11 protein-coding genes are annotated in these 14,911 nt (G+C 45.2%); 7 read left to right on the forward strand and 4 right to left on the reverse strand.

The features are described from left to right. The first annotated feature begins 273 nt into the window (after positions 1-273). Complete coding sequence (locus tag H3S83_RS01595) at positions 274-1,692, forward strand: short-chain fatty acyl-CoA regulator family protein (protein WP_077969715.1); 1,419 nt, start codon at positions 274-276, stop codon at positions 1,690-1,692. A 589-nt stretch (positions 1,693-2,281) separates the two neighbouring features. On the opposite strand, the gene H3S83_RS01600 is transcribed toward H3S83_RS01595, so the two are convergent. Beyond that, complete coding sequence (locus H3S83_RS01600; RefSeq protein ID WP_198238728.1) at positions 2,282-3,271, reverse strand: aldo/keto reductase; 990 nt, start codon at positions 3,269-3,271, stop codon at positions 2,282-2,284. A gap of 132 nt (positions 3,272-3,403) precedes the next feature. Here H3S83_RS01600 and H3S83_RS01605 point away from each other — a divergent pair, with 132 nt between their 5' ends. After that, entirely contained in the window at positions 3,404-4,294 is an 891-nt protein-coding gene (locus tag H3S83_RS01605) for a LysR family transcriptional regulator (RefSeq protein WP_198238729.1), read from the forward strand. A gap of 432 nt (positions 4,295-4,726) precedes the next feature. On the opposite strand, the gene H3S83_RS01610 is transcribed toward H3S83_RS01605, so the two are convergent. Continuing rightward, complete coding sequence (locus tag H3S83_RS01610) at positions 4,727-6,643, reverse strand: AMP-binding protein (RefSeq protein ID WP_370541358.1); 1,917 nt, start codon at positions 6,641-6,643, stop codon at positions 4,727-4,729. 202 nt (positions 6,644-6,845) lie between these two features. Here H3S83_RS01610 and argB point away from each other — a divergent pair, with 202 nt between their 5' ends. The 4 genes from argB (at position 6,846) to lepA (ending at position 11,430) form a co-directional block, all read left to right on the forward strand. Further along, on the forward strand, positions 6,846-7,751 hold the full coding sequence (argB, locus tag H3S83_RS01615) for an acetylglutamate kinase (RefSeq protein ID WP_198238731.1): 906 nt from the start codon (positions 6,846-6,848) through the stop codon (positions 7,749-7,751). 14 nt (positions 7,752-7,765) lie between these two features. Next, the gene (locus H3S83_RS01620; protein ID WP_188317743.1) at positions 7,766-8,434 is read left to right on the forward strand and encodes a pyrimidine 5'-nucleotidase; all 669 of its coding nucleotides are present in this window, start codon (positions 7,766-7,768) and stop codon (positions 8,432-8,434) included. Further along, complete coding sequence (locus tag H3S83_RS01625; protein ID WP_198238732.1) at positions 8,435-9,331, forward strand: DMT family transporter; 897 nt, start codon at positions 8,435-8,437, stop codon at positions 9,329-9,331. A gap of 293 nt (positions 9,332-9,624) precedes the next feature. Further along, positions 9,625-11,430 carry a translation elongation factor 4 gene (gene lepA / locus H3S83_RS01630; protein WP_077969731.1) on the forward strand — a complete coding sequence of 602 codons (1,806 nt, stop codon included), beginning with the start codon at positions 9,625-9,627 and terminating at the stop codon, positions 11,428-11,430. Between the two features lie 828 nt (positions 11,431-12,258). Here lepA and dapD read toward each other — a convergent pair. After that, entirely contained in the window at positions 12,259-13,107 is an 849-nt protein-coding gene (gene dapD / locus H3S83_RS01635) for a 2,3,4,5-tetrahydropyridine-2,6-dicarboxylate N-succinyltransferase (RefSeq protein ID WP_198238032.1), read from the reverse strand. 98 nt (positions 13,108-13,205) lie between these two features. Between dapD and H3S83_RS01640 the strand changes: the two genes are divergently transcribed. After that, a complete protein-coding gene (locus H3S83_RS01640; RefSeq protein WP_198238733.1) occupies positions 13,206-14,048 on the forward strand; it encodes an LOG family protein in 843 nt (280 codons plus the stop codon). A gap of 458 nt (positions 14,049-14,506) precedes the next feature. Here H3S83_RS01640 and H3S83_RS01645 read toward each other — a convergent pair whose 3' ends face one another. Then, positions 14,507-14,812, reverse strand: coding sequence for a hypothetical protein (locus H3S83_RS01645; protein WP_198225506.1), 306 nt, complete (start codon positions 14,810-14,812; stop codon positions 14,507-14,509). Positions 14,813-14,911: the final 99 nt, after the last annotated feature.

Genomic DNA, 14,911 nt, shown 5'->3' on the forward strand with positions numbered 1-14,911 from the left:
TTCTCCCTCGGTTTTTAAAAACCGCTAAAGCGCATCCCTTTATGGTTTTGCGTGATGCTGTTATGCGAGGAATAGATAGCGAAAAAAAAAGAAAAGGCGCGTTTTCTCTTACCGCAGCCTTTTCTTTTCCTCCCACATGTATTCGATCAATAAAGGCGAAGCCTTTTTCCTCCACAATTCAAAGCTATCACAGCCAAAAAAATAATAAAGCTTGATCGTGTGCGAATGCATAAGTTATAAAAATGCAAATTGTAAATTGCGAAATTGTGAAAAATGGCTATCGGGAAACTTTATATCGGGCGGAGAGTACGCAAATTGCGGGAAGACCAGCAATTGACGCAAGCCCATTTTGCCGAGCGTATCGGCATTTCTACCTCTTATCTCAATCAGATTGAAAATAACCAGCGGCCGGTTTCGGCTGCGGTTCTGCTATCTCTGGCGGAAAAATTCCACATCGATATTTCCAGTCTTTCTTCCGGCGAGGATGACCGTCTGCTGTCTGCTTTGAGTGAAACTCTGAGCGATCCGCTATTTAGAAATAATCGGGCAGGCATGCAGGAATTAAGGCTTATTACGCAAAATGCGCCGGGTCTTGCGCGTGCACTTATTACGTGTCATCAGGCCTATCGGCTGGCTTCCGAACAATTGGCAAGTACCGACGGACGGTTACAGGCAAGTGGCCTCACGGAAGTTTTACCTTATGAAGAGGTGCGCGACTTTTTCCATTTTGTCGATAATTATATCGACGATCTCGACCGCAGTGCCGAACGGCTCGCCGCCGAGATCGGAATCGGTGAAAGTGACAATCATTCCGCCATTATCCAACGCCTCGAAGAACGCCATCAGGTTCTTATACGCTGGGGCACAGATGATAATGGCATGGTTCGCCAATTTGACCCCAAGAGCCGTGTTTTGACGTTAAACCCTTATGTTGCGCCACAGCAACGCACGTTCCAACTGGCGGTCCAGCTTGCACAATTTGAAGCGGATTCGCTTTGCGACGAGATTATCAAAAAAGCCTCTTTTAAATCGGAAGAAGCCAATCAGATTTGCCGCATCGGACTTTATAACTATTTCGCGGGTGCACTGGTTTTGCCCTATAAACCTTTTCTGCGCACTGCCAATTTGTTGCGGCATGACATCGAACTGCTCGCTGCCCGTTTCAGTGTGTCATTGGAACAGGTTTGCCACCGGCTTTCGACCTTGCAACGTCCCGGTGAAAAAGGCGTTCCGATTTTCTTCGCCCGCATTGACCGCGCAGGCAATATAACCAAACGGCACAGCGCCGTGAAATTGCAATTTGGCCGCTATGGTGCGGCTTGTCCCGTCTGGAATGCCCATCAGGCTTTTGAAACCCCCGGAAATATTATAAGGCAACTTGCCGAAACACCCGATGGCGTGCGTTATCTTTGTCTGGCCGTTCAGGTGGTAAAACGGAACGGCGGCTATCACAGCCCGCATCCCCATTATGCTCTGGCTTTCGGTTGCGAAATATCGAATGCTTCACAATTTGTTTATGCCGATGGTCTCAACCTCGAAAATAACGCCGCTTACGAACCGATCGGTATTTCATGCCGGATCTGTTCGCGGACGGCTTGCCCAAGTCGGGCTGCTCCACCGCTCAAGCATAAACTGTCGGTCAATTATAATCAGCGCGATGTATTACCTTATACATTGGAGCAAATCGGTTAAACCTGTTTGCCAATTAATGATGCTCTGGAAAGGTTCAGCTCATAAATGCAGGAACGACTGAACCTTTTTTGATAGCGTTAGTCGTTTCAGAAAAATTGTTTTGGAAAGATTAAAAATCCGGACGGCTTAAATGAAGTTTTCGAGGTCGCCCATAATTAGAAATGCAAGAATAAATAACTCAGGCATTCGAGCGGTTTTTGATCAATATGGATGACGGTTGCGGCAATAAGCTGGTCGATGGAAAGATTATGAAGGGAGAGATATATTTCTCCTCGTATTGTTAGCTTATATTATGCGCAAGACATTTCTTTTTCTGTACCGTACTCGGTATTTTGTTTCCTACCGCATTTCGCATTTCAGATTTTTAAAACGACACATGAAACCGGTGTTGCTGCTTGTTGACATTTTATGAGTGTATAGCCGGAAACAGCATAGTGAACTGTTAAAACCGGTCTTCAAATTTATAAAGCGAGAGTGCGAATCCCATAATTTGAATGGTCATTCACACCCTCGATCATTTTCTATTCAGTCGTCTACCGATGAAATTTTAAAAAGCCCGCTTAACCGGCTTTTAAAAACCGAAAATTGATTATTTATCAACCAGTTTCAACCGGCTGTCATCATAACGTTTTCCGGCAACTTTTTCGGGGCTGACAATATTTTCGAGCCGCTTGCAATCATCTTTTGTAAGATGAATTTCTGTGGCAGCGACATTGTCTTCCAGATGGCGGATTTTTCTTGCCCCCGGTATCGGTACGATAAAATCACCACGGCTTAGAACCCAAGCCAGTGCAAGCTGGGCAACGGTGGCATTTTTCTCTTTTGCCATTTTTTCCATTTCGCTAATGATTTGCCGGTTTTTTTCAAAAGCTTCGTCCTGAAAACGCGGTAGCAGGCGGCGAAAATCGTTAGCGCCCAAGCCTTTGGTTGTAAAACCACTGGCAAAGAAACCGCGTCCTAAAGGACTATATGGGACAAAGCCTATTCCAAGCTCACGGCATGTTGCCAAAATTTCCTTTTCGGGGTCACGTGTCCACAGTGAATATTCGCTTTGAAGTGCACTGATCGGATGAACCTTGTAAGCGCGTCTTATTGTTTCGCTGTTTGCTTCCGAAAGGCCAAGCGCACGCACTTTACCTTCTTTGACGAGATCGGCCATAGCACCGACTGTATCTTCAATCGGAACATTCGGATCAACCCGATGCTGATAAAGTAGGTCAATCACTTCAATGCCCAAACGCTTGAGCGAGGCTTCAGCAACTTCACGAACATGTTCCGGTCGTCCATCAACGCCGGTGGCATCAATGTGTCCATCAGGTTGCTTTTCGAGTTTAAAACCGAATTTTGTGGCAATGACCACTTTATCACGAAAAGGTTTTAATGCTTTACCGACAAGAATTTCATTATTGAAAGGGCCATACATTTCAGCCGTATCAAAAAGGGTAACACCCAGTTCGACTGCGCGGTGCAATGTCTTGATCGCCGATTGCTCATCATCGCCGCCATAAGCATGTGTAAAGCCCATGCATCCAAGTCCGATTTCCGAGACACTCAATACACCGAGTTTGCGTTTTTTCATGCTTCAATTCCTCTTTATTTTTGTCTGTTTGTCTATTTGTTAAAATTCTAGAGGAATATTTATTGTTTGTTTATACTATTTAATTCGCTAAATATGATCTAAAAATTAGAACAATTGAAGGGCACGGGATTTATGGACAGGCAACAACTCTCCCATTTGCTCATTTTCGAGACCGTGGTGGAAGAAGGCAGTTTCCGGACAGCGGCGAAAAGGCTGAATATTGCGCCGTCAGCGGTATCTTATGCAGTTGGAAAACTGGAAGAAAGTCTGGGTGTCCAGCTTTTCAACCGTACAACGCGCAGTCTTGGCTTGAGCGAAGCAGGCAAGGTTCTTATGCATGAAACCGCTTCTGCGCTTAGAGTGATCGAGGATGGCTTTAATGCCGCCAAAGCAACCCATAACAAGATATCGGGTTTGTTGCGCATAAATACCGGCTATTCGGCAGCCAAGTTCGTCATCGCACCCTATTTGGGGGCGTTCAGCGAAGCTTATCCCGATATTACACTTGATCTCGTCATCGACAATCGTTTTGTTGATATTGTCAAATCAGGTTATGACGCTGGAATCCGTATCCACGAACAAGTCGAAAAGGATATGGTGGCAGCAAAAATAGGTGGAGATTTGCGAAGTGTTCTTGTGGCAACGCCAAAATATTTCGAAACACATCCGGCTCCCCATGATCCTACCGATTTGAAAAATCATAAAGCAATTTTATACCGGTTTAACGAAAAGCGTACTTATGTTTGGGAATTCGAAAAGGGGCGGAAAAAATATACAGTTACGCCACCTGAACAACTTATCCTCAACAACCATCAATTGGTGGTTGATGCGGTGCTACAGAATACCGGACTTGCCTATGTTTTCGAAAATTATGTGAAGGACGCAATCAAGGAAGGTAAGCTTATCAAAGTGATGGAAGATTGGACGCCGCCTTTTCCCGGATTTTATATTTATTATCCGCAACAAAAAATGCGTGCAGCGCTGCGTGCTTTTATCGATTTTTTTATCGCGCATAATCGTTGATACGACATGTCATAAAACTCTGAGCAATTAAAAATTTAAAAGTTATAGACGTTCTGATGACAATGTTCTGTGGTGATTTAAAAATCATGGGCAACAGTTGCGATTGAAACATGATGCCCACCAAAACATCAGAAAATTTGTTCGAAAAATTCTTTCAATCAAGTATCGCTATTTGCCGGTCATTTATAATTGGAAATTTTTTAGTCATGACGATAAGGAAATGAAATGGCAAAAAGCCCATCGGTTTTGATCAATCGAGACGAGCGTATCCAAAAACGTTTTAGATAAATTCCGTTCCGGAATTTTGGCAAAATCTAACGCATGTTTGTCGTTCAAAGAGATATTGACGTTCAAAGAGATAAAAGAGAAGGTAACCGTCGGGATTACCTTCTCGTTTTTTATTTTAATGAAGCCCGTATGCTTGACGTTTAATCATCCAAAATGGCGGGTTTTCACCAGTTCCTGAATTTCTTCAAGTGTTGAAGGGTCTTCAATCGTGCTTGGTATTGACCATTCATCACCGTCAACAATTTTTCGTATGACAGCGCGCAGAATTTTACCCGAACGGGTTTTTGGCAATTTACGTACTGTCATGACGAGTTTGAATGCTGCAACCGGTCCGATAATCTCGCGGATGCGGGCAATGCATTCCTTTTCAATGATGGCGTCTTCCCGTTCGACATTATGTTTGAGGACAATAAAACCACAGGGAACCTGCCCTTTCAAATTGTCCTTAATGCCAATAACCGCACATTCGGCAATATCCTGATGTCCTGCCAGTGCTTCTTCCATGCCGCCGGTTGAAAGTCTGTGACCGGCGACATTGATGATATCATCGGTGCGGCTCATGACAAACACATAACCGTCTTCATCAATATAGCCCGCGTCCGACGAATTATAAAACCCGGGGAAACGCTCAAGATAGGTTTTTTTGAATTGTTCGTCAGCGTTCCACAAAGTTGGCAAACAACCGGGCGGGAGCGGCAGGCGAAATGCCAGATTGCCGAATGTTCCAGGCGCGACCTTGTTGCCGTCATCATCAAGAACGTCAATGATAAAGCCCGGCATCGGGAGGGTTGGGGAACCGGGTTTAATAGGCAAAAGCTCCAATCCCAGCGGATTGGCTGCAATTGGCCAACCGGTTTCGGTTTGCCACCAATTGTCGATAACCGGTACGTGAAAAAGGTTGGTTACCCATTGCAAAGTATCGGGATCTGCCCGTTCTCCTGCAACAAACATGGCTTGCAAATTGGGTAATTTATAAGGTTTTGCATAATTCCCGTTTGGGTCTTCGCGTTTGATCGAGCGAAACGCGGTCGGAGCAGAAAAAAACGAGCGCACATTATATTCTTCACATATACGCCAAAATGTTCCCGGATCGGGTGTACCGATCGGTTTTCCTTCAAAAAGTACGGTTGTTGCACCGACGATGAGCGGTGCGTAAAGGATATAGGAATGCCCCACCACCCAGCCGACATCGGAAGCGGTAAACATAACCTCGCCAGGTTTGACGTTGAATACAGCCCCCATTGTCCATGCCAGTGCTACAATATAGCCGCCAATGTCGCGCATAACCCCCTTGGGTTTTCCGGTCGTACCGGAGGTATAAAGAATATAAAGCGGGTCGGTTGCGGAAAGCTCTGCACACGGGACTTTGCGCCCCATATTTTCTTTGAGCACTTTGGCGTAATCGAAATCACGTCCTTCTTTTAAGGTAAAAAGTCCCTCGGGGGCTTTTTGGGTAATCGGCCGTTCATGAACAATGCAATGGTCGACTTCATGTTTAGCCATGTCTATCGCTTGATTAACCATTGCCTGATAGGGAACAATACGGTTCGGTTCAATTCCGCAAGAGGCAGCAATTATAAGTTTCGGTTTGCAATCGTCAATCCGGATCGCAAGTTCTTTGGCAGAAAATCCCCCGAATACAACCGAATGCACGGCTCCAATGCGTGTACAGGCAAAAACTGAAGTAAAAACCTGTGGAATCATCGGCATATAGATGAGAACGCGGTCTCCCTTCTTTATGCCGATATCCTGCATAAAGGCTGCGAGTGCCTGCACTTCTTCGTAAAGTTGCTGATAAGTGATTGCTCTTTTAGCATTGCTCACCGGACTATCATAATAGATAGCCACTTGCGCGCCACGTCCTGCTTTGACGTGCCTGTCGACAGCATTATAGCAAGCGTTTGTTTTACCCCCTGTGAACCAACGCCCATAGACTCCGGCATCTTTATCGAATACTTTGTCATATGGTTTGAACCAGTCAATCAGACGGGCAGCTTCACCCCAAAATTCGTCGGGATGTTTTAAACACTTGTCATAAATCTGTTTGTAAGACGACATTATGCAACCCTCCCAGTTTGCAAATTCCTCAGCCGCGGAATCTAGCGAGTAAAAAATTCTTGTCTAGTGCTAAATTGTACCAATAGAAAAATATCTTGCATTACGATAAGGTTATGTTGTGTTTTAACGGTTCCAGAGCATAAGATTTCTTGTTATGAAAATTGGAAGTACCTATTTTGCTGTACTTCCGAGGAGGGCGATTTTAATGGATGAACCGACTACCAACGCTGCCGATATTGCAGAAAGACAGGCTGCACTGCTTTCCGCAGCTTTGCCTTATATGCAGAAATACGAGAATAAGACCGTTGTGGTGAAATATGGCGGCCATGCAATGGGAGATCCTGAACTCGGACATGCTTTTGCGCGCGATATTGCGCTTCTCAAACAATCAGGCATCAACCCGATTGTCGTTCATGGCGGTGGTCCGCAAATTGCAAAACTGCTGGCTAAAATGGGAATTGAATCGAAGTTCGAAGGGGGACTTCGGGTAACAGATTCAAAAACTGTCGAAGTTGTCGAAATGGTGCTCGCCGGTTCGATCAACAAGGAAATTGTTGCGATGATCAATGCCGAAGGTGAATGGGCAATCGGTCTTTGCGGCAAAGATGGCAATATGGTTTTTGCCGAAAAAGCCAGGAAGACGGTTATCGATCCCGATTCCAATATCGAGCGCATTCTGGACTTGGGATTTGTCGGCGAACCGGTTGAAGTCGACCGCACACTTCTTGATTTGCTTGCCCGTTCCGAAATGATACCGGTCATTGCTCCGGTTGCGCCGGGAAGGGATGGCAATACTTATAACATCAATGCCGATGTTTTTGCCGGTGCCATTGCCGGTGCCCTTAAAGCCAAGCGCTTGCTGTTTTTGACAGATGTGCCCGGTGTTCTCGATAAAGCCGGAAAACTTTACAAAGAACTGACAGTCAAGCAATGTGAAGAGCGTATGCGTGACGGGACCATTTCCGGCGGTATGATACCAAAAGTCGAAACGTGTATTCAGGCAATCAATCGCGGTGTTGAAGGCGTTGTTATTCTGAATGGTAAAACTGCCCATTCGGTTTTGCTTGAACTTTTTACTGAACGCGGTGCAGGTACGTTGATTGTGCCATGATAAACGAAAAAATTTTGTCTAAGCTCACAACCGTGAATGTTTGGGTGTTCGATCTTGATGATACACTTTATCCGAGAGAAAGCGGGCTTTGGGCACAGATCGACAAACGTATCAGTGCCTATGTCAAAAAACAGCTCGAACTTGACGATGATGAAGAGGTCAAAAAATTTCGCCAATATTTCAGGCAAACTTATGGTGGCGCTTTACGCGGTATGATCGAAGAATATTTTGTCGATGTAAAAGACTATTTGAGGGATGTTCATAATATCGACTATTCGCCGTTAAAAAAAGATCCGCAGCTTGCCGAAGATATTAAAAGCTTGCCCGGCCGCAAATTCATATTTACCAACGGCGACCGTGCTCACGCGGAACGTGTTCTTACCCACCGTGGCTTAACCGGATGTTTTGACGGCATTTATGATGTCACATTTACCGATTTTTTGCCTAAGCCTTACCGGCAAGCCTATCACAGATTTTTAGGACATTTTTCAATCGATCCGGAAAAAACGGCAATGTTTGAAGATAATCTTGCCAATCTTTCAACCTGCAAAGAACTTGGCATGACCACGATACTTGTTGGTCACAAAGAGGATAAAGAAATTCCGGCTTTCGTTGATATTGAAGCACCGGAACTTGAAAGTTTTCTCCATAGCCTTTCGGATTACCTGAACAGGGCAAGCTGAATGGCGGGAGCGAAGGGAAACGCGTTTTATCTCTTGTCGAGACAAGAACTCGCTCTGATCGGCATAACTTTTCTATGGGGCGCAACCTTTCTTATCATCCATTTGGCAATGCGCTCCTGCGGGCCATTGTTCTTTGTCGGTTTCCGCTTCATTCTTGCCGGTATTTTTGCCGGCATCATTTTTTGGCGAAGCCTCAAAAATATCAGTATGCATGATATTTTCGCCGGTGTAGTTATCGGCATTCCTATTTTTCTGGGGTATAGTTTGCAAACTGCCGGATTAAAGACCATTGCAAGCAGCCAGTCGGCCTTTATTACCGCTGTTTATGTTCCGCTCGTACCGCTCTTGCAATGGATAATTTTACGTAAAAAACCGCGTTTGACGAGTTTCATTGGAATAAGCTTTGCGTTTATCGGTTTACTTCTGGTTTCAGGGCAAGGAATTCATGCAATAGATTTTTCAAAGGGCGAAATTCTCACACTTTTATCGGCTTTTGCAATTGCCTCGGAAATTGTCTTTATCAGCTTTTTTGCCGGTCGGGTCGATAGCCGACGTGTCACCGTTGTACAGCTTTTTGTTGCGGGCTTCCTTTCCTTTGTGGCAATGCCGGTTAATGGCGAAACTATTCCGGCATTTTCTTGGGTGTGGGTGTCGGCAGGATTGGGGTTGGCTGCGATGAGTGCTCTCATTCAGCTTACAATGAATTGGGCGCAACGCTCGGTTTCACCAACGCGTGCAACAATCATCTATACCGGTGAACCGGTTTGGGCGGGTCTCGTCGGGTGGATTGCCGGCGAACGCCTGCCTCACCTTGCAATTCTTGGAGCATTTTGCATTATCATTGGTATTCTTGTTTCCGAATTGAAGCCGAAAAGGCGGGCAATAGCTCAAGAATGATAAAAAGCGCGCGAAAAAATTCCCTTTTTAAAAACACATCCGGACTATGGAATGAACGCGGCTCGCTTGAAAAGCCATGACGTTTTTATAAGAAACCTGAAACCGTGCTATTGACGGTTTGAAGTGTTGTTTAAAGACGTTTTCTCAAAACGAAAAAAACAGTCCGAATTTCAGGTAAAAATCGGGCAATTTCAATAAGCTCATCTGTGGAATGAAGAAGATTTCTGCAAACTTGCTTCCCAACATTCATTTCGGCTTTGCGTTTCTTTGCGTTCCTTGCTAAATCGCTTTTCATGACAGTAGATCGCGACCATATTCGGAATTTTTCCATCGTGGCCCATATTGACCACGGAAAATCAACTTTGGCTGACCGGCTCATCCAGATGACGGGTGGCCTTGCCCAGCGGGAAATGAAAGAGCAAGTGCTTGATTCGATGGATATCGAGCGCGAACGCGGCATCACTATCAAAGCGCAAACAGTGCGGCTTCATTATAAGGCAAAAAATGGTGAAACCTATATTTTGAATCTGATCGACACACCGGGTCATGTCGACTTTGCCTATGAGGTCTCGCGTTCTCTTGCTGCCTGTGAAGGGTCACTTCTTGTTGTCGACGCTTCGCAAGGCGTGGAAGCGCAAACGCTCGCCAATGTTTATCAGGCAATCGACAATAATCATGAAATCGTTGTTGTTCTCAACAAGGTTGATCTGCCTGCGGCCGAGCCCGAACGTGTCAAAGAGCAAATTGAAGAAGTGATCGGCATTGATGCGAGCGACGCAATAGAAATTTCGGCAAAAACCGGTATGGGCGTCGACAAGGTTCTCGAGGCTATTGTCCACAAACTGCCAGCACCCCGCGAAGGGGATATTAACAAGCCGCTCAAAGCAATGCTGGTCGATAGCTGGTATGATGCCTATCTGGGCGTGATTGTTCTTGTGCGTGTAATCGACGGGGTTTTGAAAAAAGGCCAGACCATCCGCATGATGGGCACCGGTGCAAAATATCCGGTCGAACGGGTTGGTGTTTTCACTCCCAAAATGGCAACGATTGAAGACCTGGGGCCGGGGGAATTAGGCTTCATTACAGCTTCTATCAAGGAAGTGGCTGATACACGCGTTGGCGATACAATTACGGAAGATCATCGTCCGTGTGACCATGCTTTGCCGGGGTTCAAGCCCGCGCAACCGGTGGTTTTCTGCGGGCTCTTTCCGGTTGATGCGGATGATTTTGCCGATCTTCGTGCGGCAATGGGCAAGCTTCGTTTGAATGATGCCAGTTTTTCTTATGAAATGGAAACTTCCGCTGCTCTGGGCTTTGGTTTCCGCTGCGGTTTTTTAGGGCTTTTGCACCTTGAAATTATTGAAGAACGGCTTGAACGCGAGTTCAATCTCAACCTCATTGCCACGGCTCCTTCTGTTGTCTATCGCATCAATATGACGGACGGTTCGGTGAAAGAGCTCCATAATCCGGCCGATATGCCTGATGTTGTTAAAATTGCCTCCATTGAAGAGCCGTGGATACGCGCCACAATTATGTCACCGGATGAATATCTCGGCGCAATTTTAAAACTCTGTCAGGATCGTCGCGGGATTCAGGTTGACCTTTCCTATGTCGGTACACGTGCGATGGTTACCTATGACCTGCCGCTCAACGAGGTTGTTTTCGATTTCTATGATCGTTTGAAGTCAATTTCCAAAGGCTATGCGTCTTTCGATTATCACGTAACCGATTATCGGGAAGGTGATCTCGTTAAAATGAGTATTCTGGTCAATGGTGAACCGGTTGACGCACTTTCTATCCTCGTGCACCGGTCGGGAGCCGAGAAACGTGGTCGTTCAATGTGTGAAAAATTGAAGGAACTTATTCCTCAACACATGTTCCAGATTCCGATTCAGGCAGCTATTGGCGGCAAGATTATTGCGCGTGAAAATATCCGTGCCTTGCGTAAAGACGTCACAGCCAAATGTTATGGCGGTGATGTGAGCCGTAAACGCAAACTTCTTGAAAAACAAAAAGAAGGCAAGAAGCGTATGCGCCAATTCGGTAAGGTGGAAATCCCACAAGAAGCGTTTATCCAGGCTTTAAAAATGAATGAATAGCACTTGTGACAGTGTTCATTCTGAACGTCGGGCGATGGTGGGGCGACAATCTTACGTGTCTATCACTATCTGTGCATTCAATGTGATCTGCTTACATAAGAAATGATTTTGCAGTGATTCGATTCTCAACCATCGATTTTTTTAAAAATCGGTCGAAAAAGCCGAAACCGGTTTTGTGCAGAATAACGACGTCGGCTTGAACGACGCTCTTTTGCCATTCAATGTCAGAGGGCTATTTTCTTCAAAGGAAAAAAACACAAGTCCGAAATCTATTTTCGTTTGAAAACCGGAGTGATTCGGCATAATTTGAAAAGCATTCAATTTGATCAGGAATTGCCCGATCCAGGCCAAGAAAATTTTTTAATATTTCCAAAAATACAATTTTTCTTTTATCGAAATTCAAAACTTCAATCATAAGGTGTTAATTTGTAAGTTATTCGCATTTGTTAGCGTCTTTGGGTGTTGACGCTTATTAATAAGCCGACTAATAATCGATTTAAATTTTCAGAAGCTACTCGTTTTCCGGCTTTTCATGGGCCGAAAACCGGTTGGGCTTTGGTCATTTTAATGACCTTGGCCCGGCGCAGCAGAGTTACACCCCCGCATACTCTGCTGCACTCTATTTGCCAAGATAAGGTGAAGAAGTTTAAAACTTCTTCGCCTTCTTTTTTTGAGAATTTTCGATCATCTTGAATAGTCTGGTTCGCGGCTAATCCGGTTCTCCCCCGCTGGTTTATGATTACCGGATAAACGGATAGACTTGGAATTTTTATTCCATTTCCATTTATCCGGATTTTATAAACATGAGCGATTTTTTAACCGGATTTCCTAGTCGCGCAACAAGTCATTGACGGATGTTTTCGAGCGGGTTTTTTCATCGACCCGTTTGACAATGACTGCACAATAAAGATTAGGACCGGCTTCTCCATTCGGAAAAGGTTTTCCCGGCATAGTTCCCGCCACAACGACTGAATAGGGTGGTACTTCGCCATAAGTGATTTCACCGGTTGCACGGTCGACAATTTTGGTTGATTTGCCGATGAAAACGCCCATACCAAGCACTGCCCCTTCACGGACGATGCATCCTTCTACCACTTCGGAACGTGCACCGATAAAGCAATTGTCTTCAATAATTGTGGGACCTGCCTGTAAAGGTTCAAGAACGCCACCGATACCCGCACCACCCGACAGGTGGACATGTTTGCCAATTTGTGCACAAGAGCCGACTGTCGCCCATGTATCAACCATTGTGCCTTCACCGACATAAGCACCGATATTGACGAATGAGGGCATCAAGACAACACTCGGCGCAATATAGGCTGAACGACGCACAATGGCATTGGGGACCGCGCGGAAGCCCGCTTTTTCGAAATTATCGGTATTCCAGCCGTCAAATTTCGATGGCACTTTATCCCACCATGATGATTGGTCAGGCCCGCCCGAAATAAGTCCCATAGCATTGAGGCGAAATGACAGGAGAACCGCTTTTTTCAACCATTGATGAACTTTCCAGTTGCCATTGGTTTCGCGTTCGGCAACGCGCAGTTCTCCTTTGTCGAGCTGATCAAGCACATGGTCAACTGCGTCACGTATTTCTCCCTTTGTCAGGATATTTACTTTTTCGCGTTCATCAAACGCCTTTTCAATGATGGATTCCAGTTGGGACAGATTGGTCATGGCATTAGGTCTCCGTTAAGTAAGTCGAAAGCATCAGCATTTATTCTATCCGGCCTAATGCAAGAAACAATTGTGGTCAATGAAAAGGAAGTTTCTGAATGGCTAATGGCGAAAAAAACGGTTGGACACCTTTTCGGCACTCGAAAGAGGATGCCCGTAAGGTTCATGAAGTTCCCGATACTGCCCAAACGCGTTCACCTGCCTATCGCCTTGCCTATGTAGACGAAGATTTCATGATGCGGCGCGAATTACGTGCTGTCCGAATCGGTCTGGAATTGATGAAGCCCGAATTCAGTTTTGTTGAACACGGCATCAAGTCGACTGTTGTATTGTTTGGCGGTGCGCGCATTCCGGAACCGGGTAAAGAACCACGTGCGGCAAAAACCCCCGAACAGAAGAAAAATCTTGAAAAAGCTTCCCGTTATTATGACGAAGCGCGAAAATTTTCCCAACTTTGTTCGCAATATTCTGCTTCGACCGGTCATCATGAATTTGTCATTATAACCGGTGGCGGTCCCGGTGTGATGGAGGCGGGCAACCGCGGTGCAGCCGATGTCGGTGCTCCCAGTATCGGGCTTAATATCGTATTGCCGCATGAACAGGCACCAAATCCTTATGTAACACCCGATCTCTGTTTTGACTTCCATTATTTTGCGATGCGCAAAATGCACTTTCTCATGCGGGCAAAGGTTATAGCCATTTTTCCCGGTGGTTTCGGTACATTGGATGAATTTTTCGAATCACTCACCCTCATCCAGACAGGCCGTATGAAACGTGTGCCGATATTAATGTTCGGCCGTGAATTCTGGCAAAATGTTATCAATCTCGATTATCTTGCCGAACAAGGGACAATTTCACCTGATGATGCAAAACTCGTCAATTATGTCGAAAGTGCTGACGAGGGCTGGTCGATCATACGCCAGTTTTACCAATTGGTGTAATCGATAAAAATCCTGATTTTCCAATCTACCGACATCCGGAAAATGGAAGATTGTTGCCGAAGAATTTGTCTGTCATTGCCGGTTCGGCTTGGCAGATCGGGATGATCGTCGCCGATGAATATCCCTGCCCGTTAAACTCATCGAATAAGTATTGTTTTGAACAGTGTTCTTCGCGTTATGTTTAACCTAAATCGGGTTTATATTTAATCTGAATTGAATGAGTTTAATGAGATTTATTATAAAAAATATTGTTTCTTTAAGAGAAAATTTATAGCAAATTTTATTTCGAATGACTTTAAATTAGTTTAAATTATATTGAATGCCATTGAATGGCCGGTTTTTTTAAAAAGCGGTTAGCCGGTTTATTGGTATTTTTCAGGCAGAAGAATAAACGTGAACCAAGAATAGATTAAAATAAAAGGCGGGTAAAACCCGCCTCGCTTATTCATAAAACCGAATTACTTACGCGGTGTACCGTCGTCAGATTCGCCTTTTTCATCATCCTGAATAACAGTCTTGTCCAATGGCGAATCTTTCTTTTCACCAGGAACATAACTGTCTTCACGTGAACCATCACCAAAGTGGCGACCGGCGTTGCCACCACGATCATGATGAACCTCGCCCTCGGGGGCTTTTGCCTTTTGGCCTTCTACGTAGCTATCTTCAACCGAACCGTCACCTGAGCCATTGCGGGCTTCAGCTGCCAATATCATCGATCCTGCTGCCAAAAGGCCAGCCAAAGAGACTGCAAGAATCTTTTTCATTTTAACTTCTCCTGTTTTGAAGCGTTGATGCTCCATGTCATCACACTGCTTGGTTAAACTATCCTGAATTGAATAAACAATAAAGAAATGTTCCAGACA

This window comes from Bartonella sp. W8122 (assembly GCF_016102485.1).
GTDB classification, from domain to species: domain Bacteria; phylum Pseudomonadota; class Alphaproteobacteria; order Rhizobiales; family Rhizobiaceae; genus Bartonella; species Bartonella apihabitans.